Annotated in this window: 28 protein-coding genes; 12 read left to right on the top strand and 16 right to left on the bottom strand. The window is 61.5% G+C overall.

The window, feature by feature from the left end:
• Positions 1–74: 74 nt before the first annotated feature.
• From C4S63_RS08220 to C4S63_RS08205, 4 genes are all read right to left on the bottom strand, one after another.
• On the bottom strand, positions 75–377 hold the full coding sequence (locus C4S63_RS08220) for a helix-turn-helix transcriptional regulator (protein ID WP_063509923.1): 303 nt from the start codon (positions 375–377) through the stop codon (positions 75–77).
• Positions 370–732 carry a type II toxin-antitoxin system RelE/ParE family toxin gene (locus C4S63_RS08215; protein ID WP_103917276.1) on the bottom strand — a complete coding sequence of 121 codons (363 nt, stop codon included), beginning with the start codon at positions 730–732 and terminating at the stop codon, positions 370–372. The genes C4S63_RS08220 and C4S63_RS08215 overlap by 8 nt, the downstream gene beginning before the upstream one ends.
• A gap of 240 nt (positions 733–972) precedes the next feature.
• A complete protein-coding gene (locus tag C4S63_RS08210) occupies positions 973–1,671 on the bottom strand; it encodes a fumarylacetoacetate hydrolase family protein (RefSeq protein ID WP_103917275.1) in 699 nt (232 codons plus the stop codon).
• On the bottom strand, positions 1,664–3,058 hold the full coding sequence (locus C4S63_RS08205) for an FAD-binding oxidoreductase (protein WP_063509926.1): 1,395 nt from the start codon (positions 3,056–3,058) through the stop codon (positions 1,664–1,666). Before C4S63_RS08205 ends, C4S63_RS08210 begins: the two co-directional genes overlap by 8 nt.
• A 143-nt stretch (positions 3,059–3,201) precedes the next feature.
• On the opposite strand from C4S63_RS08205, the gene serA reads away from it, so the two are divergent.
• From serA to C4S63_RS08170, 7 genes are all read left to right on the top strand, one after another.
• Entirely contained in the window at positions 3,202–4,431 is a 1,230-nt protein-coding gene (gene serA / locus C4S63_RS08200; RefSeq protein ID WP_103917324.1) for a phosphoglycerate dehydrogenase, read from the top strand.
• Between the two features lie 144 nt (positions 4,432–4,575).
• A complete protein-coding gene (locus tag C4S63_RS08195) occupies positions 4,576–5,916 on the top strand; it encodes a COG3014 family protein (protein WP_234999966.1) in 1,341 nt (446 codons plus the stop codon).
• Entirely contained in the window at positions 5,913–6,311 is a 399-nt protein-coding gene (locus C4S63_RS08190) for a YcfL family protein (protein WP_062815113.1), read from the top strand. Before C4S63_RS08195 ends, C4S63_RS08190 begins: the two co-directional genes overlap by 4 nt.
• A 41-nt stretch (positions 6,312–6,352) precedes the next feature.
• Positions 6,353–6,946 (top strand): penicillin-binding protein activator LpoB, encoded by a 594-nt coding sequence (gene lpoB, locus C4S63_RS08185; RefSeq protein ID WP_062815114.1) that lies wholly within the window; start codon positions 6,353–6,355, stop codon positions 6,944–6,946.
• 61 nt (positions 6,947–7,007) lie between these two features.
• Positions 7,008–8,303, top strand: coding sequence for a CsgG/HfaB family protein (locus C4S63_RS08180; RefSeq protein WP_103917273.1), 1,296 nt, complete (start codon positions 7,008–7,010; stop codon positions 8,301–8,303).
• A 48-nt stretch (positions 8,304–8,351) separates the two neighbouring features.
• The gene (locus C4S63_RS08175) at positions 8,352–8,774 is read left to right on the top strand and encodes a DCC1-like thiol-disulfide oxidoreductase family protein (protein WP_234999965.1); all 423 of its coding nucleotides are present in this window, start codon (positions 8,352–8,354) and stop codon (positions 8,772–8,774) included.
• A 104-nt stretch (positions 8,775–8,878) separates the two neighbouring features.
• Positions 8,879–9,322, top strand: coding sequence for a transposase (locus C4S63_RS08170; protein ID WP_103917272.1), 444 nt, complete (start codon positions 8,879–8,881; stop codon positions 9,320–9,322).
• A 126-nt stretch (positions 9,323–9,448) separates the two neighbouring features.
• On the opposite strand, the gene C4S63_RS08165 is transcribed toward C4S63_RS08170, so the two are convergent.
• A complete protein-coding gene (locus C4S63_RS08165; RefSeq protein ID WP_103917271.1) occupies positions 9,449–10,708 on the bottom strand; it encodes a PepSY domain-containing protein in 1,260 nt (419 codons plus the stop codon).
• Between the two features lie 73 nt (positions 10,709–10,781).
• Positions 10,782–11,384: an HPP family protein gene (locus C4S63_RS08160; protein WP_103917270.1), complete on the bottom strand. Its 603-nt coding sequence runs from the start codon at positions 11,382–11,384 to the stop codon at positions 10,782–10,784.
• 152 nt (positions 11,385–11,536) lie between these two features.
• Here C4S63_RS08160 and C4S63_RS08155 point away from each other — a divergent pair, with 152 nt between their 5' ends.
• Complete coding sequence (locus tag C4S63_RS08155) at positions 11,537–13,297, top strand: monovalent cation:proton antiporter-2 (CPA2) family protein (RefSeq protein ID WP_103917269.1); 1,761 nt, start codon at positions 11,537–11,539, stop codon at positions 13,295–13,297.
• A gap of 91 nt (positions 13,298–13,388) precedes the next feature.
• Here C4S63_RS08155 and C4S63_RS08150 read toward each other — a convergent pair whose 3' ends face one another.
• From C4S63_RS08150 to C4S63_RS08125, 6 genes are all read right to left on the bottom strand, one after another.
• The gene (locus tag C4S63_RS08150; RefSeq protein ID WP_052042504.1) at positions 13,389–13,808 is read right to left on the bottom strand and encodes an SRPBCC family protein; all 420 of its coding nucleotides are present in this window, start codon (positions 13,806–13,808) and stop codon (positions 13,389–13,391) included.
• Positions 13,809–13,962: 154 nt separating this feature from the next.
• The gene (locus tag C4S63_RS08145) at positions 13,963–14,997 is read right to left on the bottom strand and encodes a nitronate monooxygenase family protein (RefSeq protein WP_103917268.1); all 1,035 of its coding nucleotides are present in this window, start codon (positions 14,995–14,997) and stop codon (positions 13,963–13,965) included.
• 69 nt (positions 14,998–15,066) lie between these two features.
• The gene (locus C4S63_RS08140; protein ID WP_103917267.1) at positions 15,067–15,261 is read right to left on the bottom strand and encodes a hypothetical protein; all 195 of its coding nucleotides are present in this window, start codon (positions 15,259–15,261) and stop codon (positions 15,067–15,069) included.
• 21 nt (positions 15,262–15,282) lie between these two features.
• Positions 15,283–16,956, bottom strand: coding sequence for a gamma-glutamyltransferase (gene ggt / locus C4S63_RS08135; protein WP_103917266.1), 1,674 nt, complete (start codon positions 16,954–16,956; stop codon positions 15,283–15,285).
• 254 nt (positions 16,957–17,210) lie between these two features.
• Complete coding sequence (gene coaD / locus C4S63_RS08130; protein WP_062815123.1) at positions 17,211–17,705, bottom strand: pantetheine-phosphate adenylyltransferase; 495 nt, start codon at positions 17,703–17,705, stop codon at positions 17,211–17,213.
• Positions 17,706–17,799: 94 nt separating this feature from the next.
• Complete coding sequence (locus tag C4S63_RS08125) at positions 17,800–18,864, bottom strand: SDR family oxidoreductase (protein ID WP_103917265.1); 1,065 nt, start codon at positions 18,862–18,864, stop codon at positions 17,800–17,802.
• Positions 18,865–18,945: 81 nt separating this feature from the next.
• On the opposite strand from C4S63_RS08125, the gene C4S63_RS08120 reads away from it, so the two are divergent.
• The 3 genes from C4S63_RS08120 to C4S63_RS08110 all read left to right on the top strand — a co-directional run bounded on the left by C4S63_RS08120 (position 18,946) and on the right by C4S63_RS08110 (position 20,689).
• Positions 18,946–19,329, top strand: coding sequence for a MerR family transcriptional regulator (locus C4S63_RS08120; protein WP_063508708.1), 384 nt, complete (start codon positions 18,946–18,948; stop codon positions 19,327–19,329).
• 215 nt (positions 19,330–19,544) lie between these two features.
• Positions 19,545–20,123 (top strand): DUF4334 domain-containing protein, encoded by a 579-nt coding sequence (locus C4S63_RS08115; RefSeq protein WP_103917264.1) that lies wholly within the window; start codon positions 19,545–19,547, stop codon positions 20,121–20,123.
• Positions 20,124–20,209: 86 nt separating this feature from the next.
• Complete coding sequence (locus C4S63_RS08110) at positions 20,210–20,689, top strand: hypothetical protein (RefSeq protein ID WP_103917263.1); 480 nt, start codon at positions 20,210–20,212, stop codon at positions 20,687–20,689.
• 128 nt (positions 20,690–20,817) lie between these two features.
• On the opposite strand, the gene C4S63_RS08105 is transcribed toward C4S63_RS08110, so the two are convergent.
• From C4S63_RS08105 to C4S63_RS08090, 4 genes are all read right to left on the bottom strand, one after another.
• On the bottom strand, positions 20,818–21,681 hold the full coding sequence (locus C4S63_RS08105) for a PA4780 family RIO1-like protein kinase (RefSeq protein WP_103917262.1): 864 nt from the start codon (positions 21,679–21,681) through the stop codon (positions 20,818–20,820).
• Between the two features lie 137 nt (positions 21,682–21,818).
• Positions 21,819–23,435 (bottom strand): GMC family oxidoreductase, encoded by a 1,617-nt coding sequence (locus C4S63_RS08100; protein ID WP_103917261.1) that lies wholly within the window; start codon positions 23,433–23,435, stop codon positions 21,819–21,821.
• A gap of 47 nt (positions 23,436–23,482) precedes the next feature.
• Positions 23,483–24,016 (bottom strand): twin-arginine translocation signal domain-containing protein, encoded by a 534-nt coding sequence (locus C4S63_RS08095; protein ID WP_103917260.1) that lies wholly within the window; start codon positions 24,014–24,016, stop codon positions 23,483–23,485.
• Between the two features lie 129 nt (positions 24,017–24,145).
• Positions 24,146–25,588 (bottom strand): coniferyl aldehyde dehydrogenase, encoded by a 1,443-nt coding sequence (locus tag C4S63_RS08090; RefSeq protein ID WP_103917259.1) that lies wholly within the window; start codon positions 25,586–25,588, stop codon positions 24,146–24,148.
• Between the two features lie 149 nt (positions 25,589–25,737).
• On the opposite strand from C4S63_RS08090, the gene C4S63_RS08085 reads away from it, so the two are divergent.
• Positions 25,738–26,439 (top strand): TetR/AcrR family transcriptional regulator, encoded by a 702-nt coding sequence (locus C4S63_RS08085; protein ID WP_062815131.1) that lies wholly within the window; start codon positions 25,738–25,740, stop codon positions 26,437–26,439.
• The last annotated feature ends 28 nt before the right edge of the window (positions 26,440–26,467 follow it).

The following is a 26,467-nucleotide window of genomic DNA, read 5'->3' as shown; positions in this document are numbered from 1 at the left end:
AGGATAGCGGGCCAATTCAACGTACGGCAGTACGACATTGGGGGCCAAGTCTTGGCCCGTGGGAGAAACCTTCTCTAAAGCGTAAACCCATGATGCTGCCCATCTGGCAGCTCAATATCCAGCCGCACTTTACCCCCAGCCGCTTCAATATAACGTTTCAGGGTTGAGAGCTTCAGATCCTGACCGGCTTTTTCCATGCCTGCGATGGTGGGTTGTTTGACCCCAAGCGCTGCGGCCATTTCCGCCTGGGTTTTATGCATCAGGGCGCGGATTTCAGCCAGATGGATATCCAGAAGGATGGCGTCAGCTTTCTTTTTGGCCTTTTCGACAATCTCTGGTTTTTCGGTTTCCAGGATCCGTTGCAGTGTTCTAGCCATTTGAGCCACCTCGGTTGAGTTTCTGGAGATGCGCGGTAAATTCGCGATCAGCCACCGGAATCATCTCGTCGTAGAATCGTTTGTCTTTCCCTGTCTTCTCGCCGGCGCAGAGCAGAATCCCGGTTCGTTCCGGGTCAAAGGCGAAGAAAGCCCGGATGGGATTGCCCCTGCTCTGGACCCGCAGCTCCTTCATGTTCGGGTGAGCCGATCCTTTCACAGTATCGGCATACGGTCGGGACAGGCGTGGTCCCTTTTGTTCCAGAACAAGCATGCCGGCGATGACGTTTTCCCGGTCTGTGTCGTTGAGCGCATCGAACCATTCATCAAACCTGTCCGTGGTTTGAATCTGCCACATTGTCAGTCCTTCATCCTTTAATAGGCTATAGCCTATATAGGTTTTGTCCTATTATCAATATAAAGGGATAGGCGGGCTGAGGGGGGAGACAGAGTAATGGGTTGCAGATAGAGGTTGGTGGCTTGGGTGCCACCAACCTAGGCCGGAGATTCGCACCTCGAGAGGTGTATTCGCTAACGCTCACCCTTCGGGCCGCCCTCCGGGCGTTACTCCGCTTCGCTGCGTTCCTACAGGGGGGTATCAGGCGACGGAGCCGAACACCTGAATGATATTACCCAGCCGGGCGGTAAATTTATCGCCGCTATTCAGTGGGCCGACGCCGGCCGGGGTGCCGGTGAAGACCAGATCGCCGGGTTCCAGGGTGAAGGTCTGGCTGATTTCGCTGAGTAACTCGAAAGTGGGGAACAGCATCTGGCCGGTGTGACCGTGCTGGCGTACCTCGTCGTTGATTTCCAGGGTGACGTTGAGCTTCTGCTTTACGGAGATGCCGCGGGCATCGATGAAGCCGGATACCGGGGCGGCGCCGTCGAAGGCCTTGGCCCGTTCCCAGGGGTGGCCTTTTTCTTTCAGATTGTTCTGCACCTCACGCAGGGTCAGGTCCAGGCCGACGGCGTAGCCGGCGATGCTGAAGCGGACGTTGTCCAGATCGGTTTCCCTGTGAATCCGTTTGCCGATCAGCACCACCATCTCCACTTCGTGGTGCACCTCGCCCTGCCCTTTGGGTAGTTCGAGGGGTTCGTGCAGGCTTACCAACGAGGTGGCCGGCTTCATGAACAGGATGGGGGCATCCGGCACGGCATTGCCCAGCTCCCTGGCGTGGTCCGCGTAGTTGCGGCCCACGCACACGGCCTTGCCCACGGGAATGTCGATGGGCGAACCGTCGATCCAGCGGTGCTGGTAACCGTCCTGATCCACCGGGGTGTTGATTTCATCAAACATCGAACAGCTTCCCCGGGTTCATGATGTTGTTGGGGTCGAAGACGTGCTTCACCGCTTTCATGCAGGCGATTTCTTCCGGGCTGCGGGAGTATTCCAGGTAGGGCTTCTTGGTCATGCCCACGCCGTGCTCCGCAGAAATAGAGCCGTTGTACTTCTCGACGATTTCGAACACCCACTTGGACACGTTGTTGCACTGGGCGAAGAAGTCTTCCTTGGCCAGGTCCGCCGGTTTGAGGATGTTCAGGTGCATGTTGCCGTCGCCGATATGACCGAACCAGACGATTTCGAAATCCGGGTAGGCGTCCTGCACCACGGTGTCGATGTCTTCCACGAAGTCCGGCACTTTCGCCACGGTGACGGAGATGTCGTTCTTGTAGGGAGTGTGCGGCGCAATGGACTCGGAAATGCGCTCGCGCAGTTGCCACAGCTGGTCCAGCTGCTGCAGGGACTGGCTCATGACGCCGTCCAGTACCCAGCCTTCTTCCACACATTTTTCGAAGATGGCCATGGCCTGGTCGCCGGTGGCTTCGGACAGCTGTTCGAATTCCAGCAGACAGTAGAACGGGCACGCGGTGTCGAAGGGTTTGGCCACGCCGTGTTCCAGCACATGGGCCATGGCCTTGTCGGAAAAGAACTCGAAGGCGGTCAGGTCGATGTCCTGCTGGAAGGCGTGCAGGATCTTCATTACTTCCCGGAAGCCGGGGGCGCCCAGTACCAGGGCGGTCAGGTCTTTCGGCTGGCGGGCCAGTTTCACGGTGGCTTCCACCACAAAACCCAGGGTGCCCTCGGCGCCGATGAACAGGTGCCGGAAGTCGTAACCGGTGGCGTTCTTGATCAGGCCCTTGTTCAGGTCCAGCAGCTCGCCCTTGCCGGTGACCACTTTCAGGCCGGTGATCCAGTCACGGGTCATGCCGTAGCGAATCACCTTGATGCCCCCGGCGTTGGTGCCGATGTTGCCGCCGATCTGGCTGGAGCCGGCGGAGGCGAAGTCCACCGGGTAGAACAACCCTTTCTCGTCGGCGAATTCCTGCAGCTGCTGGGTGATGACGCCGGGCTGCACGGTAACAGCGCGGTCGAATTCGTTGAAATCCAGGATCTTGTTCATGCGATCAAAGGCCACCACCAGCTCGCCATTGGCGGCCACCGCCCCGGCGGACAGGCCGGTGCGGCCCCCGGACGGCACCAGGTGCAGGCCGTGGTCGTTGGCGATCTCCACGATCTGTTGCACCTCGTCGATGGTCTCCGGCAGCGCGATGGCGCTGGGGGCCGGGGCCCATACCTTGGTCCAGTCGACCCCGTAGCGCTGGGCGCTTTCCGGGTCGGTAAGGAGGCGATTGCCAAGCAAATCAGTCAGTTGCTCCAGCGCAGCATGGGCATGGGCGGTCATCAACGGGTCTCCTGAACGGGTCGTGCCGGGTGCTTGAGTCGGGCTCATGGGGACATGAAGAGAAGTCCCGCACGGGTTGCTCTCAATTTGAGCGCGCTATGGTACCATACGCGCCCATTTCACAGGCTACCGAGACTTCCATCATGGCCGATACTTCTCTTGAGAAGGACAAGATCCGCGTTCTCCTGCTCGAGGGCATCCACGAAAACGCCGTGGAGAACCTGAAGGCGCACGGCTACAGCAACGTGGAGCTGCTGCCCACTGCGCTGACCGGCAACGACCTGGCAGACAAGATCAAGGACGCCCATTTCATTGGCATCCGTTCCCGCACCCAGCTCACCGAAGAGGTGTTCCAGGCAGCGGAGAAGCTGATCGGCGTGGGTTGTTTCTGTATCGGTACCAACCAGGTAGACCTCAATGCTGCCCTGAAGCGTGGTATCCCGGTATTCAATGCCCCCTATTCCAATACCCGTTCCGTGGCGGAACTGGTGATTGCCCATACCATCAACCTGATGCGCGGCATTCCCGAGAAGAACGCCTCTGCCCACCGCGGCGGCTGGCTCAAGTCTGCCAAGGACAGCTATGAAATCCGGGGCAAGACCCTGGGTCTGGTGGGTTACGGCAATATCGGCGCCCAGGTGTCCGTACTGGCCGAGTCCATGGGCATGAAGGTGAAGTTCTACGACGTGATTCCCAAGCTGCCGCTGGGCAATGCCGAGCAGGTGAGCAGCCTCAACGAGCTGCTGGGCATGAGCGATGTGGTCAGCCTGCACGTGCCGGACACCGCCGACACCCGCTGGATGATCAAGCAAGAGCAGATCCGTGCCATGAAGCCCAAGGGCTACCTGATCAACTACGCCCGCGGCAAGGTGGTGGATATCGACGCCCTGGCGGCGGCCCTGAAAGACGGTCACCTGCTGGGCGCGGCCATCGACGTGTTCCCGGAAGAGCCCAAGGGCAACGACGACGAATTCATCAGCCCGCTGCGTGAATTCGACAACGTGATCCTGACCCCGCACATCGGTGGTTCCACCCAGGAAGCCCAGGTCAACATCGGCACCGAGGTGTCCGAAAAGCTGGCCCGCTATTCCGACAACGGTGCCACCCTGGGCGCGGTGAACTTCCCGGAAGTGGCCCTGCCGGCTCACCCGGACATGCACCGCCTGCTGCACATTCACAAGAACGTGCCCGGCGTGCTCACCCAGATCAACACCATTTTCTCCGAGAATGGCATCAATATCTGTGGCCAGTACCTGCAGACCAACGAGGAAATCGGTTACGTGGTCATCGATGTGGACAAGGCCTACAGCCAGCTGGCGCTGGAAAAGCTGCGCACCATCGACGGCACCATCCGTACCCGGGTGTTGTTCTAGGTGAGTCGGCGTTTCTCGGGGAGCGGCTGTTCGGGTCCTCCCTGAGAACGGTGAAACACTCGACAAAAAGCCGGTGGCGGGCTACCTTGCCTGCTCCGGCTTTTTCGTATCTAACCTATGAGACGACTCAGGAAAGGATGCCTGTTGGTTGCAGGGCTGCTGGCATTGTCCGGCTGTGCCACAAACTCCCTGTTTGTGCCCTACCCCAATCAGGCCCAGCAATGGAAGGCCTCGCTGGCCACCGCTCCGGTGGCGCCGGCGGCCACCGAGAAGCTGGAAAAAGCCGCTGCTGGCGGCGATGGCGTCCTTTATCTGCAGGAGCTGGGCCGGGTCAGCCAGCTCACCGGCCAGCGCGAGCAAAGCCGTGAGGCCTTTGCTGCTGCCATCCAGAAATACGACGAGGAGGATGCCAGTGCCCGTATCCAGGTCTCGTCCCTGGCGTCTTCCACCACTTCCCTGGTCACCAACGACAATGCCCGCGGCTACGTGGCCCCGGACTACGAGCGCATCTTCACCCATGCCTACCAGGCCCTGAATTACTGGGATGCCAACGACCCCACCGGCACCGCTGTGGAGCTGCGTGGTGCGGCCCTGGAACAACGGGTGGCCGCGGACAAGCGTGACAAGGAAATTGCCAAGGCGGAGGAAGCGGCGGAAGAAAACAACGTGGACCTGAGCCAGTTCGATGGCTATTTCCAGGGTATCAATGCGGTGGCCGGGGAAGTGAAGGCCAGTTTCCAGAATGCCTGGTCTTTCTACCTGTCGGCCCTGTTCTGGGAAGCCCACGGCGAATACAACGATGCCCTGGTGGACTACAAGAAGGCCCTGGAGATTCATCCGGAGCTGGACATGCTCAAGGAAGACGTTGAGCGCGTGTCCAATGCCATGAAGGGCCGGCCTGAAAAAGATGGCATGGTAGCGGTACTGTACGAGCAGGGTTTTGTGCAGGCCCGGGAAGAATTCAGCCTGCCCATTCCCACGGTCCACGGCATCTTTTCGGTGGCCTTTCCCACCTATTCCCTGACCAGCAAGCCGCGCCCCAACAGCCTGCGGGTGCTGGACAGCGCCAGCCAGCCGCTGGGGGAAACCGTGGTGCTGGCGGATGTGGGGGCCCTGGCCGCCAAGGACCTGAAAGAGCGGTTGCCGGGCATGCTGGTGCGCCAGACCCTGCGGGCCACCGCCAAGTACAACCTGCAGAAAAAGGCCAACGATGATTTCGGCCCGCTGGGGGCCTTTGCCACCCAGCTGTACAACCTGGTCAGCGAGCAGGCGGACCGGCGCAGCTGGCTGACCCTGCCTGCCTATGCCCAGGCAACACGATTTTCACTGCCCCAGGGGGAACATACCCTTGTATTGAGCACCCCCGGGGGCAATGCTACGTTGACGGTACCGGTGGTTAACCGTGGCCTCACCGTGATTCATGTGGCGGCCGTTCCCGGCCAGCTGATTACCCGCGTGTTACCCGTTCAGGAGGGACCCTTATGACACTGTTACGCCCGATGCTGGCGCTGCTGCTGGCGGCCATGCTGGCGGCCTGTTCGGCCACCAATATGGGCCGCATGGAAGTGGATGAAGACGGCGAGACCATCACCAAGGTCTATTCCAGCAACAGCCTGTTATCCAGCCGCATTTCCGTGCAGGACCTGAAGCAAAAGACCGTGGGCGACCTGCTCTACATACAGGCCACCCTGGAAAATGACTGGAAATTTGAACTGGATTTCCAATACAAGTTCAAATGGTTTGATAAGGACGGTTTCGAGCAGGCGCCGGAAGGCCAGCCCTGGCGGCAGGTGGTGATGGCAGGTCGTAGCCAGAACAGCGTCCAGGCCGTTGCCCCCAACCCGTCCGCCGTACGCTTTGAAATCTGGGTGCGCGAATAATCGTCGCGTGCCTTCCTAAAAGGAACAAGGAGAATCTCATAATGCTACGCCTACTTTCCCTGCTGCTGCTGGGCAGCGCCCTGGCCCTGTCCGGTTGTGCCTCCAAGGTGGATTACGGTGATGCCCAGGCCCGCGAAACCGTGAATACGGATTTCGGTTCCACCGACCTGCAGATGATCGCCGCCAAGATGGTGGATGACATGATGGTGTTTCCGCCCATCGTGCAGATGACCCAGAACCGCCGTCCGGTGGTATTCGTGGATCGCATCAAGAACAAGACCACCGAACACGTGGACACCGAGTCCATCACCGACACCATCCAGTCCAAGCTGATCAACTCCGGCAAGTTCCGTTTTGTGGACATGTCCGTGGTGGATCGTGTGCGTCAGCAGCTGGAATACCAGAGCGATTCCGGCATGGTGGATCAATCCACAGCCGCCGCCATGGGCCGCCAGATCGGTGCCGAGCTGATGATGTACGGTAACTTCTCCTCCATCGTCAAACGCGATGGCAGCACCAAGGACGTGTACTACAAGTTCACCCTCAAGCTGCTCAACATCCAGACCGGCATCATCGAGTGGACTAACGAAAAAGAAATCCGCAAGACTCGCAGCAAGAGCCTGTTCGGGTTGTAAGGACGCTGCACGCAACCGGGGTGACCGGCTGCGTGCAAGCTAACCAGACATGGAGGCCGTTATGACCAAGCACCTGTTCGCTCCGTTATGTTTCATCCTGTTGTTGTGTGCGTCGCTGGCCCAGGCTGCCACGGAGACCGTTTCTGTATCGGCCCGCGGCTACGGCGACAACCCGGAGCAGGCCATGACCAATGCCCTGGTGGCGGCGGTGCGACAGGCCGGCGGGGTCAGCGTGGCCGTGGACCCGAACTTCCGCACCAATGTGCTGCAGTGGGTGGTTCGCCAGCAGGGTGATGTGAGCACCTGGATCGGTACCGAGACCTCGGTGCCAGAGCCGCAGCTGCCTACCCTGGGCAATATCAAGAGTTACCAGGTGCAGTCGGTGAAGCAGGTGGAAGACGGCCTGTGGCAGGCCAACGTGCAGGCGGAGGTGCTTCGTCCCAAGACCCTGGGTGCGGACCGCTCGCACCTGCCTGGTATTGCCATTACCACCTTCGACAGCCGCCAGCCCCGTTATGACCTGGGTGACGTGCAGGTGCCGGCCAGCCAGGTGCAGCGTCAGCTGCGCGATGATCTGGTTACCGCCTTTACCCAGTCCGGTCGTTTCCGGGTGCTGGACCGGGCCAACCTGGATGCCATTGATCAGGAGCAGTCCGTCGTCGCCAGCGGCAGTGTGGCGCCGGAAGAGCTGGCCCGGCTGGGGCAGCGCAAAGGGGCCGATCTGCTGCTGGTAGGCACCATCGAAGATTTCAGCATCGGCGACAGTCAGCGGGAATTCTATGGTGCCAAGTTTTCCGGTTATGAGCCGCGCATCCGGGTTCGCTATCGATTGATCGATACCACCAGCAGCGAAATCCTCTGGGCAGACCTGTTCGACTGGAACCAGTCTGAAGCGTCCATCCGCGAGGTGGCCCGTCAGCTCAAGATCGACGACCGCAACCACCCGGAGCGGCTGGCGGATGAACTCTATCCCGTCATTGCCCGGGCCATGGCCGGTGCCGCCACGGATGTGCTCTATCCGGTGCAGATCATCAAGGTGCAGGGCGATACCGTATTCCTGAGCCAGGGTCAGGGCCGGCTGGAGCAGGATGCCAGCATGCAGGTCTATCGCCCCGCCGGGGAAATGAAAGACCCGGACACCGGCCTGACCATCAAGCTGGAGGGTAACGCCCTGGCCACCCTGACCGTCACCGATGTGCGCCCGGATTATGGCGTCGCTCGCCTGGACGGCCCGGCCAGCAGTCCCCTGCAGGCCGGCGACCGGGTACGCAGTGCCGCTGGCGCAGACAGCCCGACGGCCGGACCCGCCGGGCAGGCGCCCAGCCCGGGCTCGTCGGAAGCGCCGATTCAGTGGTAACAACAAGCCCCCGACAGGGGGCTTTTTTTGGGTTCAGCCGGAGGCCATGTGTCCCGTCCCGACATTTCACGCCCCAACATCCTGCTGGTCTACGACAAGGAATGCCCGGCCTGCCACGCCTATTGCCAGGTAGTGCGCGTCCGCGAAAGCGTGGGTGAACTGCGTATCGTGGATGCCCGGGAAGACAGTGAGGTGATGCGCGAGATCACCGGCGCCGGCCTGGATATCGATCAGGGTATGGTGCTGAAGATGGGCGACCAGCTCTATTACGGCGCCGATGCCATCCATGCCCTGGCCCTGATCGGCAGCCGCTCGGGGATCTTCAACCGTTTCAACTACTGGATGTTCCGTTCCCGGCGTGTCTCGAAAGTGCTCTATCCGCTACTGCGTTTCTTCCGCAATCTGTTACTGAAACTGCTAGGCAAGACCCGCATCAACAACCTCAACCAGCCCGGTCGTGATCGGTTCTGATGCTTGCTGTTGAGAGCCTGCTCTCGTTCGCTTGATCGTGCCGCCTACAGAAACTTCAGCGATATCGGCTTTGCTGCCTTGTGCTTGGGCGCAATCCTTTTTGTATGGAAAAGCGATATCAGGGAAATCGTCTCAGGCAGGGTCGTTACTCCGAGGCGGGAAGGGTTTATCACGTCACTGCAGTGACGAATGGGCGGTATCCTTGGTTTGAAGACGCACAGCATGCGCGAACCATGTGCCGGACATTGCTCTGGTCCGATAAGCAGGGGATGACCTCCTCATTCTGTTTTGTCGTGATGCCGGATCATATCCATTGGCTTTTTACGCTGGAGGGGAAGTACCCACTTTCCACAACCATGAATCTTGTAAAAGGCAGGAGCGGTCGTTTGTCAGGGGGGCGCATCTGGCAAAGGGGCTACCACGACCATGCGATCCGCTACCAGGAATCGATCAAGGATATTGCCCGTTATATTGTTGCCAATCCCCTGCGTGCCGGCCTGGTCAAATCCCTTAGATATTACCCTTACTGGAATGCGATGTGGCTTTGAGGATTGCTGTAGGAGCGCCACTTGAGGCGCGAACCATGTGGTTTTATAGCCTCTCCATTTTGTCATCGTGTCGCAAGCCTATTTCGCGCCTCAAGTGGCGCTCCTACAGGGTGGTTAGCAGGCCGTTCAGGTGGCTGATGTGGCGGTGGATGTGTTGATCTGCTTACGCTTTTTGCTCGCCACCCGCGCCTTGCGTTTCTTCCACCAGATCACTACGCCGGTGATGGAGAGCATGGCCACGGCAATGCCCATGATCGATACGATGATACGGCCGGGCAGGCCGGCGATGCGGCCGGAATGCAGGGGGAACTGCAGCTGGTTGAAGACGTCGGCGGCGGTGCCTTCCCAGGGCACTTCGTCACCGATCAGCTGGCCGTTTTCGCCATCGTAGTAAAGGCTTTTCACTTTCATGCCGCCGCTGTCGTGGTCTTCGCCCGGGTAATAGAAGCGCACCCCGAACACGGCGAAGTTGTCGCTGTAGAAGGTATCGCCGATGGGCTCTTGCCACTGGCGGTTATCCGCTTCGGTGCGCGCTTTATCGAACAGGGCTGGCCAGCTTACCTGGGGTTCCACCGGTTCATGCAGGGCGGTGGGGGTGCGTGTCTCGAAAGGCCCGGGGGTGGTTTCGGAGACCATGGACATGACCGGGTAGAAAATTTCCCGGTACAGGTTCAGGGAGAAAGAGGTAAACGCCAGAATCAGTAGCAGGCCGAACACCCACAGGCCCACGGCCCGGTGCAGGTCGAAATTCAGCTTGTAGGCGCCGGCGCCGCGGCGAATCATCCAGGCAGGTTTCCAGCGTTGCAGCCAGCTCTTGCCAGCGGGCTTTTGGGTACGGCGCTTACGCGGCAGGGTCAGTGCCATGGCGATAAAGGTGTCGAACAGCCACACCATGGCGGCGGCACCCATCAGCCAGATCCCCCAGCGATCAATGCCCTTCCACTCCGGCAAGTGCAGGGTGAAGTGCAGCTTGTAGAGGAAGGACATCAGGTGTTCCGGGTGCAGGGAGATCTTGCCCCACAGGCGCTTACCGACGATCTCGCCGGTGACCGGGTCCACGAAGGCGTGGTCGTAGTCCAGCTCATAGCGGCGGCCCGTTTCCGGATTCACCCTGGCGTCCACCCAGATTTCCGCGTTGTGGCCGGGCTCCGGCTCCAGATGGAAAAAGCTGGCGCGTACCCGGGGGTCGGCCTGCTCCACCCGGTCCACCAGTTCCAGCATGGGCAGCGGTTGCCCTTCACTCTGGCTCTCGAACAGGTGCGGGTTGAGCCATTCATCCAGCTCGTGGTCCCAGGAAATCAGCGCCCCGGTCAGGCCGGCAATAATCAGAAAGCCGGCAATAAAGAGGCCGAACCAGCGATGAAGAACCACCAGAATTGCGCGCATGGGGCACCTGTGACGATCAGAGTAAGCGCCGCAGTCTATCAGTAATAAAAGCAATTCTCATTACGAAAATGAGTCAATGGTTCTGCTTTTCACTGCGCCATAGCGGATAGGGAATCCCGGCAACCCGGTTGATGATAAAGGCCTGGGCGACCAGCAGAGCCACGGCGCTGATCAGCACCGGTAGCTGCTGCAGCTCATGCATCAGGCCCAGGGAGACAATCAGCGCCGTGGCTCCGGCGGGGGGATGGGCGACCCGCAACAGGATCATCAGGGCACTGGTGAAGCCCAGTGAGAGACTGGCCGCCACCACACGAGGCCATTCCACCCCGGTCAGAAACGCGGCGGGGGCATCGTCCAGCCCGCATATCCACAGGGCAGCCCAGCCACAGAGCACGCCGATCACGTGACCGCTGAGCACATTGCGTGGCGAGGCGGCTTCCGCCAGGGGCAGGTGGAACAGCAGAAAGGCGGTGGCCCCCAGGGAGGGAAAGATAAAGGACTGCTGGGTAATCAGTGCAACGATGGCGATCAGGGCAATGCTCAACCCGCCGTTGACCAGATTGAACAGCGCCAGCACCAGGCGGGGATTAAACCGCTGGCTCATCACATCCAGATGCAGTTGCCGCAACAGGCCGCCGACCAGTTGCTGGCGCAGCCGGTCATTCTGTTCACTCATCTCGCGCACTATTCCGGGGCGAATAAAGAGCGCGCATGGTAAGGCTTTGGCGATGGTTGGGCAATTTTGGTGCACGGCAACCGATAGCGCTTTTTAACAACGGCTCATGGGTAAATCCGCTAGCATGAGCGGATCAGAAAAAGGAGATCACCGTGGAAGGCTTTTTCTCTCAGGCGCTGGTGCTGCTGGCGGCGACCCTGTTGTTATTGCCCCTGTTCCAGCGACTGGGACTGGGCAGCATTCTGGGCTATCTGGCGGCGGGGATCGCCGTGGGGCCACTGGGGTTGGCGCTGGTCAGCGGCGGCACCGACGTGCTGCACTTCGCCGAGCTCGGTGTGGTGCTGATGCTGTTTCTGGTGGGGCTGGAACTGGCACCGCAACAACTGTGGGCGCAGCGGCGCCGGCTGGTGGGACTGGGGGCCAGCCAGGTGCTGCTCAGTGCCGCGCTGCTGGCGGGGGCCTTTCTGCTGCTGGGCTTCGAGACCAACGTGAGTCTGGCCATCGGCTTCACCCTGGCACTGTCCTCCACCGCCTTTGTGGTACAGATGCTGGTGGAAAACAATCAGCTGGGTACGCCCCAGGGCCGCTCCGCGTTCTCCATTCTGCTGTTCCAGGATCTGGCGGTCATCCCCATCCTGCTGCTGTTGCCCCTGCTGGCCGGCACCCAGGCCGGTGAGGACAGCCCGCAGTTGCTGGCCGGTCTGGTGGCATTGGTGGCCATGGTGCTGGCGGGCAAGTATGCCCTCAATCCCTGGCTGGGCTGGCTGGCGAAACTGCGCAACCGGGAGTTGATGATCGCCAGTGCCCTGATGCTGGTGCTGGGCGCCGCCGCCCTGATGGAGCACCTGGGCCTGTCCATGGGCCTGGGGGCTTTCGTGGCCGGGGTTCTGCTGGCCAACTCGCCCTACCGGGAGCAACTGGAAACTGATATCCAGCCCTTCAAGAGTCTGTTGCTGGGGCTGTTCTTCCTGGCCATCGGCATGACCATGGATCTGCGCTTGCTGGTCGACAACCCGGGGGACATTGCCCTCTATCTGCTGGTGCTGTTGGGCCTGAAAGCCCTGGTGCTGGCGGTGATCAGCCGGGTACGCGGGGTGGAATGGCGCAACACCGCCCTGTTCGGCATCCTGCTCTGCCAGGGCGGTGAATTCGCCTTTGTGCTGTTCACCCAGGCCCAGGCCCTGAACCTGCTGGACAGCACCCTGGTGGGCCAGCTCAACCTGGTGGTGGCCCTGTCCATGGCCGCCACCCCGATGCTGCTGAAACTGGTCACCCTGCTGTGGCCTGAGCGCAGCAAGAGCACCTCGCGCCCGGACCTGGAAGCGGAAGACATGCCCGACCATCACCCGCGGGTGGTGATCGCTGGCCTGGGGCGTTTCGGGCAGATCACCGCGCGGATCCTGGTGGCACGCAAGATCCCGTTCACCGCCCTGGATTCCGATCCGGACGAGATCGACATGCTGCGCCGCTATGGCAACGAGGTGTACTTCGGTGATGTGACCCGCCTGGACCTGTTACGCAATGCGGGACTGGAATACGCCCGGGTGCTGGTGCTGGCGGTGGACGATGTGGACGACTCGCTCAAGGCCGCGGAACTGGTGCGTCACCACTTCCCTGATGTGACCATCGTGGCCCGTGCCCGGGACCGCTTCCACGCCTACAAGCTTCATGCCCTGGGGGTCGATCAGGTAATCCGGGAGACGTTCGAGTCCGCCCTGCTCAGTACCCGGGTGACGCTGATGCAACTGGGTGTGCCGGAATCCACCGCCATCGATCTGGTGCGCAGCTTCCGGGAACTGGACGAGACACTGCTGCGCGAGCAGGTGGAACACCAGCACGATGGCGACAAGCTGGTGGAAGCCAACCAGCGCGGCCGGGCAGAGCTGGAATCCCTGCTGTCCAGCGGCGACTGATGCGCGTTGCCGAGCCGTTGTCGCCGGGACAGGCGCCGGGCTCGCCGGGTCGCTCAAGCCAGGAGCGCCCCGCCAGCCCGGACAGGCGGAACTACAGCTTCAGCTTGTTCAGCCCACGGCTGATGGCCTGACCCAGGCCGGCTTTTACTACCGGACCGAGCAGCGGCAGCTTGCCTTCAAACTCGATCACATAGTGCAGCTGACTGCCGCCGTTGCCGTTTTCGGAAAAGCGCATGGTGCCCTTGTGGTTCTTCAGGGGGCTACCCTTGCTGATCTTGTATTCGATCAGTTCGTTGGGGACCACCTTGGTGACGGTTTCTTCGAACGGCGGCGCGATCAGGATGCGCATGCGGCGGGTGGAGCCCACGCCGTTGGGGCTGTCGATGCCGGGCTTCACTCGCTTGATCTTGGCCGGGGCGAAAATCACTTCCAGGTTTTCGTGGTCACTGAGAAAGTCGAACAGCTTGTCCACGGAAAACGGGAAGGTCTTGGTAATCTCGATACGCTGCATGTAAAGCACTCCGCTGGGGCCCGGCAGCGGGCCGGGCAAGTCTCACACCGGCATGGCCGGTAAACAGGATGTCGATTCTGACCGCTGCCCCGCAACCTGCAAGGTTAAATCGGGCCATAGGGGGGAAGTGGCCCTGCATAGCTCCTACAAAAAACTAACCCCAGCCCTCGGCCAGCCACCGGGTCACTTCTGCCGCCGATATGTCCCGGCACGCACTGGCGAACTGCCCTGCCCACAAGGGGGAGCAATCACCGCTGCCCTTGGCTTCCGCCGCTGCCCGCAACGGTCCGATGGCGTTGCCCGCCAGGGGGAAGGCCGGGGTCACGTCCGGCATGGGGCCCAGGGCATCCATCAGCCGGTTCACCATGCCCCGGGCGGGACGCCCGGAAAACACTGTGGTCAGGGCCGTATGCCGGGCGCGTTCACTCTGCAGCCACTGCCGGTGCACGGCCTTGGTGGTGGCTTCCGGGCACAGCAGATAGGCCGTGCCCACCTGAACGGCGCTGGCGCCCAGCGCGCGGGCGGCCCGGACCCCTGCCGGGGTGGCAATGCCGCCGGCGGCGATCACCGGCAGGGAAATGGCGTCGCAAATCTGTGGCAGCAAGCTGAAGGTGCCCTGCTGCAGGCTGAGGTCGTCACTGAGGAAATGGCCCCGATGGCCGCCGGCCTCCAGCCCTTGGGCAATCACCCCGTCGGCACCGTGCTCTGCCAGCCAGATGGCTTCTTCTACCGTGGTGGCGCTGGACAGCACCCGGGCCCCTGTGGCTTTTACCCGCGCCAGCAAGGCCGGGGCCGGCAAGCCGTAATGGAAGCTCACCACCGCCGGGCGAAACCGTTCCAGCACCGCCGCGCTGTCTTCGTCGAAGGGTTGCCGGGAGGGGCCGCTGGCAATGGCCGAGGTATCCGCTGCGAATTCCTCATAGAAAGGCTGCAGGGCGTCCACCCAGCGCTGCTCCCCTGCCGGGTCCGGCGCGGGAGCCGTGTGGCAGAAAAAATTCACATTCCAGGGTTGGTTGGTGACGGCAGACAGTTGCGTCAGTTGTTCTTCCAGCCCCTGGGCACTGAGCATCCCCGCCGGCACGGATCCCAGCCCGCCGGCCTCGCACACTGCCGCAGCCAGGCGCCAGTCCTGCACGCCGGCCATGGGGGCCTGGATCAGGGGAAGGTCGGTAGCAAACAGGGCAGACATGGCGGCTCCGGTCGCAGTCACGGGGGGAGCTACGCTAACCGGAAACCGGCTGCCAGGCCAGCGTGGCGGCTAGTCGTTCAATTCCCGGCGTTCCCGTTCATAGTCGTCATAGGGCTTGCTGGCCCGCTCCATGCAGGCATCGTATTCCGACAACGGCACCTTGTCGCACTGGAGGCGGTTGTTGTGCTGGAGGTTGTTGTAGACCGCCTTCTCACTACAGGCGGCCAGCAGTGCGGCGAAGCTCAACAGCAGAAGTCCTTTCATGGGGTCAGGTTCCTTTGTGACTTAATCCGTGCCGGTTTTCTTCAGCGGTGCCTGCCCGCTGACGGCGGCGCTGCCAATCCCGCGGGGATCGCTGGCGGCGGTGACCTCATTGCTGCCCTTGCGCCACAGGATCGCCTGCATGTTGCCGTAATCGCGGCCGGTGGAGACCACATGGTGGCCGCGCAGCATCAGTTCCTTGGCGGCCTCGCTGCCGACAAAGGCCGGCTCCGCCTGCACTTCATCGGGCAGGTACTGGTGGTGGAAACGGACCCGGTTGACCCAGGCATCCACGGGCTGGTCGTTGGCCGCTTCCAGCACGCCCAGCATGACCATGGTGATGATGCGACTGCCACCGGGGGTGCCGAGGATGGCCACGCGGTCGTCGAATTCCACGAAGGTGGGGGTCATGGATGACAGGGGCCGTTTGCCGGGAGCGATGGCATTGGCCTCGCTACCCACCAGGCCATAGGCGTTGGGGCTGCCCGGCTTGGCGGAGAAGTCGTCCATTTCGTTGTTGAGCAGGACGCCGGTGCCCGGTGGCACGAAGCCGCTGCCAAAGGGCAGATTGATGCTCAGGGTGGCGGCGACCCGGTTGCCGGCCTTGTCCAGCACCGACAGGTGGGTGGTATGGAAGCCCTCCTCCACGGTCAGCGGCTCGCCCAGGGTATGGCTGGGGGTGGCTTCGTCCGGGTTGATGCTGCGGGCCCGTTGCCGGGCGTATTCGCTGCTCAACAGCTTATCCACAGGGATATCCACAAAGTCAGGGTCGCCCAGATAGCGGGCCCGATCCTGGTAGGCCCGGCGCATGGCTTCCACGATCAGGTGGGTGTCCGGTTCGCCCTCGAACTGGCTGAGAATATTGAGGGCCTGGCCCATCACAATGCCGCCGGCGGAGGGCGGCGGGGCAGAAACGATACGGGCATTTTTAAAGGTGCTCACGGTAGGTGAGCGCTCAATCACGTCGTAGTTGGCCAGGTCTTCCAGGGTCCAGATCCCCCCGGCCTGCTCCACCCCTTCCACCAGTTTGCGGGCGACCTCGCCCTGGTAGAAACCGGCCTTGCCCTTCTCGGCCAGCAGGGTCAGTACCCGGGCCAGATCCGGTTGTTTGATCACATGGCCAGCGGGGGGCACTTTGCCGTTGTGCAGGAAGAGGGCGGCGGCTTCGGGAAAGCGGTTGAGCACCTCTTCCCGGTAACCGGCCAGTTTGCGGTAGTGGTCTTCCACCTCGAAGCCCTCCCTGGCCAGCCGGATGGCCGGTGCCAGTGAGGTCTTCAGGGGCAGCTTGCCGTAGTTGTCCGCCAGATGCACAAAGGCGGCGGCCTGGCCGGGAATGCCGGCGGCGCTGGGGCCGTTCAGGGCCCAGTCACGGACCACCTTGCCGTCGCGGTCCTGGTACATGGTGGGGATGGCCGCATCCGGGGCGGTTTCCCGGGCGTCCACGAAGGTCTGCAGACCGTCACTTTCCCGGTGCAGCAGCCAGAAGCCGCCACCGCCCATGCCGGCCGAGTAGGGTTCCACCACCGCCAGGGCTGCCGCCACGGCGATGGCGGCATCGTAGGCATTGCCGCCTTTCGCGAGGATCTCCATGCCGGCGTCGGTGGCCAGTGGGTGAGCACTCGCTACCGCGTTCTTGCCCGGCCCGGCGGCCTGGGCGGTGACGGTGATCAGCAGCAGCAAGGGAAGCAGAATGCGCATGGTTCCTCCGTGGATGGGGATATTGTCTGTAGGAGCGCCGCTTGAGGCGCGAATCTGCTTGCGAAAGCCTTCCCGGATCGCTTCGCGCCTCAAGCGGCGCTCCTACAGCGTTGTCAGCGTTATTATTATTGAGTGGCTATTCTGACAACGCGATCCAAGGCTACCGCTTCTGAAAAGCCGCTACCCGCGACTGGTTCCGGTTCGCGGGGTTGGCCTGACTGTATGCAGGGGCTGACTCGCGCTGTCGGGTGGCGCTATCGTTTCTTTCTTTCCTGACGTTTCTGCTCCAGCGCTTTCGCCACCAGCGGCGGTACGAAATTGCTCACATCCCCGTCCAGCAGGGCGATTTCGCGGATCAGCGAACTGGAGATAAAGGACAGGTGCTCCGCCGGGGTCAGAAACACGGTTTCCAGCTCCGGTGCCAGTTGCCGGTTCATGTTGGCCAGCTGGAATTCGTATTCGAAGTCACTGACCGCGCGCAGGCCGCGCAGCAGGATGTTGCCATCCTCTTCCTTGCAGAAGTGGGCCAGCAACTTGGAAAAACCGGTGACCCGGACATTGGGCAGATGGGCCAGTACCTGAGTGGTCAGCTCCACACGTTCTTCCAGGGTGAACAGGGGCCCTTTCTTTTCACTGGCGGCAATGCCGACGACCACTTCATCAAACATCTTGGCGGCCCGTTCGACCAGGTCCAGATGGCCGTTGGTGATCGGATCGAAGGTGCCTGGGTAGATTACGCGGTTGGTCATGCTTGGCTCGCTTTATCGCTGAATACCGTGCCCGGCCGTGCCGGGCACCCACAATGCCCGCAAGCATACCCCAAGCGCCCGCAAAGATGCAGGGTCAGGCCGGTGACGGATCCGCCTGATCATGCCCTTGTTGCTGGTACCAGTGGGCACTGCGGGCAATCACCGCCGCCATGGCGGGGCGAGTTAGCCCCTGCTGCGCCAGAAAGGCATCGGTGGCGGTGGTGTCGAAACGGGTGGTCTGGATGAAGTGCAGGGCCTCCGGCCAGGTGTTCATCAGCCGTGGCATCCCCGGCAGGTGAAGCAGAGCCGCCAGAACCGGAATCGGCAAATGCCGCTGCGGAGGGCGCCGCCCCAGGGTGTCGGCGGCGATGGCCAGCAGCCCCTGCAAGTTGGGCGTGGTGGGTTCCAGGGCCAGTAGCCGTTGCGGCACGTTCTGGGCCCGGGTCGCCTCCGCAATCAGCGCCGCCAGATGGTCCACCGCCACCAGTGGCAGCCAGTGATCCGGGCTGCCGGGGACCATGGCCATCCGCCCCCGCGCCAGGTTATCGATCAGCGAATACAGCGGCTGGGCACTATCCAGAGCGCCGGTATGGCTTTGACCGGCGACAGTCGCGGGCTGCACTTCCACCAGTTCCAGGTCACTGGTGGCGGCCAGGGCCCGCACCCGGATTGCCGCTTCCAGTTTGCTGGCTTCATAGCCGCCCGCCCGGCGATAGACCTGCTGCCAATCCACCTGGTCCGGATCGTCGCCGGTGATGCCCAGCCGCTGAAGATGCTCATGGTTTTCCAGCATGAAGCCACTGATAAACACCAGACGGCTGCCATGGCGGCGGGCCAGCTCCGCCACCGCCAGGCTGCCGGCCACATTGGTGCGCTGGGCGGTCTCCCGATCCAGTTGCCAGGCAAAGCGGGCGCCCAGATGAATGATGGCCTGTGGGGCAGGCAGATCCTCCGGCAAGCCCAGGCCGGGCAAATCCAGATCCCCCTGCACCGCCTGCAGACGCTCGCCCTGCCCGCCCAGGGCATGGACTTGCTGGCGCAGGACGGGGAGCTGGCTGTCCGGCTGGCGCAATACCGCCAGGATGTCGTGATGATGGCTTAACTGAGCGCAGACATGGCGGCCGATAAAGCCGCTGGCGCCGGTGATGAGAATGGTCATGGCAGGTCTCCGTGATGAGGTATGCCACCACCCTAAAGGGTAGAGTATGCTCTAAGGTCAACAGCGGATTGCGAGGCCGCCATGCAGATTGCGGAACTGGAACAGCGCACCGGGGTGAACCGCCATACCCTGCGCTATTACGAAAAGGCCGGATTGCTTCAGGAAGTGGGTCGCCGTGGCAACAATTACCGGGACTATCCGGAAAAGGCGGTGGAACGGGTGGCCATGGTGCGCCAGCTCAAAGCGCTGGGTTTTTCCCTGCGCGAGATACGAGAGGTGCTGGACGCCCTGCGCAGTGACAGCATCGATTGCGAACAAGGTGCTGTGCTGATGGCGGAAAAGAAGGCGGCGGTGGACGAGAAGATCCGCGAATGGAAACGGGTCAGCGCCCTTCTTGGTCGCGAGCAAAAACGGCTGGAAGAGAGTGCCGCCGCGTTGCGGCAGCAAGGACATTGCAACAGATGATGCGTTGTTACGTGGGGCGGCTACGCCGGGCGCAGTAAACAATAGCGTGTGATATTTCTCTTTTTAGCGTTCGTTTTTTCCAGAAGACCGTTTTGGTCAACGAATGGTGTTTTTGGTGAACACCCTTGCCTGACAATGGCGCACAAACACTGGTGATTTCACCGGGCTGTGCTTAGCGTATGGGTCCATTCTTCGTGCGGCTTCAGGAGTAGATCATGGGTGTGTCTCAGGCAGACAAGAAAAGCATGAAAGAAATAAGTTTTGCGCAAGCTCAGCAGGCCGGGCAGGTCTCCTGTGAGGATGCGCTGGCCATTTATGATGCCCTGGAGCCCATTGATACGGACTTCATGCTTGGCGCCTGGAAAGGCGAAGGCTTCGCAACCGGTCATCCGCTGGATGGGGTGCTGGAGCGTTGCCACTGGCATGGCAAGCGTTTTGACAGCGCCGAACACGTGCACCCGCTGGTGTTCCGCAAGGCATCCGGTAAATTGACCACGGTAAAGCCGATGCTGGTAATGCCCGGCCTGGGACTGCTGGACCGGTTGCCGTTTTTGAAGTCAGAATCGGTGGGCAAACTGTTCCAGTTTACCCTGCCGCTGCTGTCCGGGCGCCGCTCTGCCGCCCGCCTGCGCATGATCCACTACCGGGGAAAAACCTCGGCCACCATGTCCTACGACAACCTGCCCATCAATGATGTGTTCCGCAAGGTGGACGACAACACCGTGCTCGGCATCATGGATCTGAAAGGCATGAAGCAGCCGTTTTTCTTTGTGCTGCGTCGCGACGACCGCTAAGTCTTTCTGCCAGAATATCCCCTGAATAATAAGGAACGCCTGTGCGAGACACCGCTCCCACAGGGACGTCGATTCGGGGGAAGCTTATGGCCGATTGGGCACCGCAATACAGCAAGGCCGAGCGAATCCGCCTGTTATTGTTTCATGCCGCCTGGGCTGTGCCCCTTTTCCTGCTGACCGAGTTTTTCTTTTTCCCCTGGTTCGAGCGCTATGTGGAAACGGCCCACTGTCACCACTATGGGTCTCTTAATGGCCTGGAGCTGGTGATCTACAACCTCTTTATCGGTTTGCCGCTGGGGCTCGCATTGGTGGTGCTGGCCATTGAAGGGCGGCACAGTGTTCGTGTGTTGCGACTGGGCCAGTCGCCCTTGCCCGACGAAAAAGTATTCCGCCCTGCCCGCTATGTGTACGGCCACCGGGCGCGTATCAAGCCGCTGCTCTTTTTCCTGTTGGTGCTGTTATTGTGTGGGTTATCGGTGCAGGGGTTTTTCTGGGCGGACGCCATGATCGATACGCTGTCGCCGGATGTTAGCCGGTGTCTGGGCCAGGCGCTGCAAGATGCGTAGGGTGCACTGAGCCTAAGGCGAACTGCACCATCCAAACGCCGAATTGGTGCAGTTCGCCTCAGGCTCAGTGCACCCTACCCTGTCTTCTATTTTAAAATGCGTGGAAAGCGGATCGTGGACAGGGCCGTTCAATAACCACTGTCTTCCGCGTCGCCGCTGAGCCGTTCGCGACGTTCCTGTTCTTCCTCGAACGCCGCCTTGATCTCTGCCAGCACGTCGTCCACGTCGGCAATATGGTCGTCGTCCTCTACCTGGCCGGTGAGTTCGCTGTCCGGGGTCAGTTCGCCGCTTTCATACAACGCCCAGATTTCCTGGCCGTAACGACTGCCGCGTAGTGAGGGCGCGTACTGGCCGTAATAGCGGGTCATGTTGTCCACGTCCCGGTAGAGCATGGCTTCGGCGCTGTTATTGGCGGCGGCGTCCACGGCCTGGGGCAGGTCGATGATCACCGGGCCGTAGTCGTCCACCAGCACGTTGAACTCGGACAGGTCGCCGTGGATGATGCCGGCGCACAGCATGCGCACCACGTACTGCATCATCAGCGCATGATCTTCTTCTGCCTGTTCGGCGGACATCACCACTTCACTGAGGCGCGGGGCCACGTCACCGTCATCGTCGGTGACCAGCTCCATCAGCAGCACCCCTTCGAGCATGTCGTAGGGCTTGGGCACGCGCACGCCGGCCTCGGCCAGTCGGCGCAGGGCATCCACCTCGGCGCTCTGCCAGATTTTTTCCTGCTGTTCCCGGCCGAACTTGGAGCCTTTCTCCATGGCCCGGCTGCGGCGGCTGTTACGGACCTTGCGGCCTTCCCGGTACTGGGCCGCTTTCTTGAAGTTCCGTTTGGCGGCTTCCTTGTAGACTTTCGCGCAGCGTATCTCGTCGCCACAGCGGACCACGAAGATATCCGCCTCCTTGCCACTCATAAGACGGCTGATGACCTCGTCGATGAGACCGTCATCTACCAGGGGTTGTAATCGTTGCGGGGTTTTCATGCCGCACTTATACCCTATTTGGCGTCCGGCTTCCCCTGCTACCTGAGGTATCGGGGTGAAATCGGGAGCGGCTGGAAGGGCAAAGGGCACGACCCTGCCCCGTTGGGGGCTAACGGCGCAAGGTCGGTGCAGGCAGGTCAGGCTTTCAGTTTGTCTGCCAGGGCGGTGGCGTTGCGGGCGCTCATGCCATAGATAGTGAGCTGCGGATTGACGCCCAGACTGGTGGGGAACACGGACCCGTCGATAATGTAGAGGCCGTTCAGGTATTTGTAGCTGCCATCGCTGTTCACCACACACTGGGACGCATCCTGGCCCATGGCACAGCCGCCCATCACATGGGCGCTGCCCAGGCCGGTGATCACCGGATCATAGGCCAGCTTGTTGATGGCCTCTTTGGCCTCTTTCCAGCTTTTGTAATAGCCCGCATGGCTATGGCTGGGCCGGATCTCTTTGGCCCCTGCCGCGAAGTGCATTTCCGCCATGGTCAGGTGGGAGCGCTTGGCGCCTTCCAGCAGATAGGCGTCAACCGGATAGTCGATGACCGGCTCGCCATTATCGCGCAGTTCCACATTGCCGCCCGGGTTGTCGGCGTGGAAACCGTCTCGCAACAGGGCGATGGAGGAGGCCAGGTTCGGCAGCCGCTCGATTTCGTTGCGGGCATCGCCACCGTAACCGCCCATCAGGGCACCGGTGAGGCCCGGGTGCATGGGCATCATTTCCAGCTTGTACCCTGCCGGGCCGTCCACCCCGTGCTTGAACACGAACTCGTCGGAATAGAGGGATTGCGGTGCGCCGTAGTACGGTGCCACTTCCTGGTCATAAATGCCGAAAGTGAAAGTGGTCGGGTGCAGGAAGGTGCGCTTGCCCACCCGGCCCTGGGGGTCCGGTGCGTCGGAACGCATCAGCAAGGCCGGGGTCTGGATACCGCCGCCGGACGCAATCACGGTTTTCGCCTTGACGGTAACGGTGGCGCCGGTGGGCACCTTGTCGTTGTTGAGCGGACGCACTTCCACCCCGGTGACGGTGTCGCCGTCGATAAGCAGGCGGTGGGCCTGGGCGCTGTGGATCAGGGTGGCGCCATTATTCATGGCGGCAGGCAGGGTGGTCACCAGCATGGATTGCTTGGCGTTGGTGGGACAACCCATACCGCAATAGCCGATGTTCCAGCAGCCTTCCACATTGCGCGGGATCACCGCCCATTCCCAGCCCAACGCGTCGCAGCCCTTTTTCAGCACGTCGTTGTTGGCGTTGGGGGGCATGATCCACTGGCTGATCTTGAGCCGTTCCTCCATCTTCCGGAACCAGGGTTCCAGATCATTGCGCAGCAGGTTTTCCACCCCGAAGGTGTCCTGCCAGTACTGCAGGGTTTCACTGGGGGTGCGGAAGGAGCTGGTCCAGTTGACCACGGTGGTGCCGCCCACAGTGCGGCCCTGCAGAATGGTCATGCCGGCATCCTTGGTGGCGCGCATGGCGCCTTCCTGATACAGGTCCCGGTAGGCCTCGCCTTCGTTCAGGGTGAAGTCGTCAGAACTCATCAGCTTGCCGGCTTCGATGAGAATCACCTTGAGGCCGCGCTGGGTGAGAATTTCCGCGCTGACGCCGCCGCCGGCACCGGTGCCGATGATTACCACATCCGCTTCCAGGGTGCGGTCAGCGGAAACGGTACGCCCGTCGATTACATCCCAGCCGTTCTTGATGCCGGTTTTCCACGGGTCGTTAATGCCCTTGATGGGCAGGGAAGACAGATCCTGCATGGCGTTGTCCTTTTATTTTCGGGCTGGTGCAGAAAAAGCGTTGCTGTTCAGGCGACGATTTTTTGTGGGGGGCCCGGGTAGCCGGTGCTGCGCGCGGCCTCGGGTTTCACATACCAGGCCATGAACATGGGCTGGGTGAGGCCCTTGAAGGCCATGCGCGACAGGCCCCGATCACTGGCGGACCAGTGGGCCAGGGTCTGTTGCAGCTCGTCCTCGCTCTGCTCGGCAAAGCTGGCCCAGGTGCCGGTGATAAACCAGCGGGCGGCGCCCAGCTGCATCAGATCAAGAATCTGGAACAGGGTGGCCCGGGTGCCGGGCATGGCCCCGTCCAGCAGATCGTCGTAAGCCTTCATGCCGTCTTCGGCACTGGCGCCCACATCCGTGAGGGCCTTGCCCAGCACGGCGCCGACCAGCGGGGTGAGCAGGTCCACATCCTGTTGGCGAAAATGGCGATACCCTGCCGCCGGGCCGTCATTGCTGGAACAGCCGGTGAGCAAGGTGAGGCTGGAGCCGGTGGCCAGCAAGGCACTACCGGCGGCGCCCAGCTTGAGAAAGCTGCGGCGGTCAATTCCCTGGTCCATAGCACACTCTTATTGTTGTTTGTCGTTATCTGTAGGGGTGGCGCTGGCGGCGCGATTCCACACGTCGGGTTATCGCGCCGCCAGCGACGCTCCTACAGCAAGGTAACGGTAACCCTGTAACCGTCGTTGTTATTTCAAAAAGTACTTGTCGATGATCTTGTGCATGCCACGGCCGTAAGGAGGCAGGATAAACTTGGTGGCGTTGAACTTGCCCTTCTTGTAGATGCCCTTGGCCTGGGAGAAGGTCAGGAAACCTTCCGGACCGTGGTAGGCGCCCATACCGGAATCGCCCACGCCGCCGAACGGAATATCGTCCACGCCCACATGGGAGATGGTGTCGTTCAGGCAGACACCGCCGGAGTGGGTGTTCTTCAGCACCCGGTCACAGTTGCCCTGATCCCAGTCGAAGTAATACAGGGCCAGCGGACGGGGACGCTCGTTCACGTAGTCGATGGCGTCATCCAGGTTCTTGTAGGGCACCACGATCATCAGCGGACCAAAGATCTCGTCCTGGGCGATCTGCATGTCGTCGGTCACGTTCAGCACCAGGGTATGGGGGATCTTCTGGCTGCCGGTGAAATCTTCATTGGCCGGGTTGATCTCGATCACATCCGCGCCCTTTTCACGGGCATCCTTCAGGTAGCCCTGCAGACGGCCGTACTGGCGCGGGTTGACGATGGCGGTGAAGTCCGGATTGTTGAGCATGGTCGGGTAGGACTGGGCCACCTGGGCTTTCCAGGCGTCCACAAATTCCTGCACCCGGTTTTCCGGGCAGAGGATGTAATCCGGGGCCACACAGGTCTGGCCGGAGTTCAGGCACTTGCCGAAGGCGATCCGCTCGGCAGCGTCCTTCATGGGGAAGTCCTGGCCGATAATGCAGGGGCTCTTGCCGCCCAGCTCCAGGGTCACCGGGGTCAGGTTGGCGGCGGCGGCGCGCATGATGTGGCGGCCCACGGTGGTGGAGCCGGTGAACAGCAGGTGGTCAAACGGCAGGCTGGAAAACGCCTGGGCCACATCCACTTCGCCATTGATCACGGCCACCTGTTCTTCCGGGAAGGTGTCGGCGATCAGTTTTTCCAGCAGCGCACCGGTGCGCGGCGTGGCTTCGCTCATCTTGATCATCACCCGGTTGCCGGCGGCCAGGGCAGTAATCAGCGGCACCACCGCCAGCTGGATCGGGTAGTTCCAGGGCACCATGATGCCCACCACGCCCAGCGGCTGGTATTCCACCCAGGTCTTGCCCGGCCAGCTCAGTGCGCTGACGCTACGCTTCTGGGGCTTCATCCACTTGCGCAGCTTCTTGGTGGTGTACTTGAGCCCTTCCAGGGTGATCAGCATTTCCGCCAACTTGGTTTCGTCGGCGGCGCGGGTGGTGAAATCGTTGTTGAGGGCCTCGATCCAGGCATCCAGGTTATACAGCAGCAGCGGCTTGATGCGGCTGATCAGCTCGATGCGCTGCTCCGCGCTGGGGTAAGGGTGCTGGCGGTAGGCCGCTTTCTGGGCAGCAAAGATCTGCTGCATGCGTTCGACGTCAGCATTGTTGCTGTGGAGATCTTTCACTTCGGCGACCATGGTCACTTGCCTCCCGAGGCTTTTCATTATGTATGATGGCAAGGCCGCCAGCCCTGGCTGGCGATCAAAAATTAACCTTGAGTCTGATTTTTAGAGTAATTACTCTAGGAGTCAACCGGCAGTAATAAAATCACTACATTTGGCCCACAATGACCAGCACCAAGGAACGGATCCTCAATACCAGCCTGGCTCTCTTCAATCGGGAAGGTGAGCGCAATGTGACCACCAATCACATCGCCGAGGCCCTGGGCATCAGCCCGGGGAATCTCTACTACCACTTCCGAAACAAGGGCACCATCGTGGCCGCCCTGTTCGAGCGCTACAGCCAGAACTTGCTGGCCCTGCTGGAAGCCCCCCAGGGGCCGCTGACCTGGACCATCAAGACCCATTATTTCGAAGGGCTGCTGGCCTCCATGTGGCAGTACCGGTTTTTCCACCGGGACCTGACCCACTTTCTGCATGCCGACCCGGCCCTGGCGGCGCGCTACCAGGCTTTTGTGGAAGTGGTGCTGGAACGGGGGCTGGTGATTTACGGGGAGCTGCGCAGCAGTGGCATCATCGCCGTGGATGACGAGCAGCTACAGGGGCTGATGGTGAACACCTGGGTGCTGATGTCCTCCTGGGCGGCACTGGTTCACGGCCTGCGCCCGGATGCGGCCGCTGATGAAGCCCTGGACGAATCCCTGATGCGCCACGGCATCTACCAGATCATCTGCCTGGAAGAACCCTTCCTGCGCGGCGAAGCCCGCGAACACCTGGAAGAAATGAAGGCCCGCTACCGGGCGGTGGATACCACCTCGGCGTTGCTGCTCGGCCATGTGCCCGGGCTGGACAGAACCGGCAGCGAATAGGGGCCCTTCCCCTCCCGCTGCCGTTATA

It is taken from the genome of Alcanivorax sp. DSM 26293, assembly GCF_900107995.1.
Lineage (GTDB): Bacteria > Pseudomonadota > Gammaproteobacteria > Pseudomonadales > Alcanivoracaceae > Alcanivorax.
The sequence above is the reverse complement of the archived record's forward strand: the minus strand, read 5'-3'. Positions and strand labels throughout refer to the sequence as shown.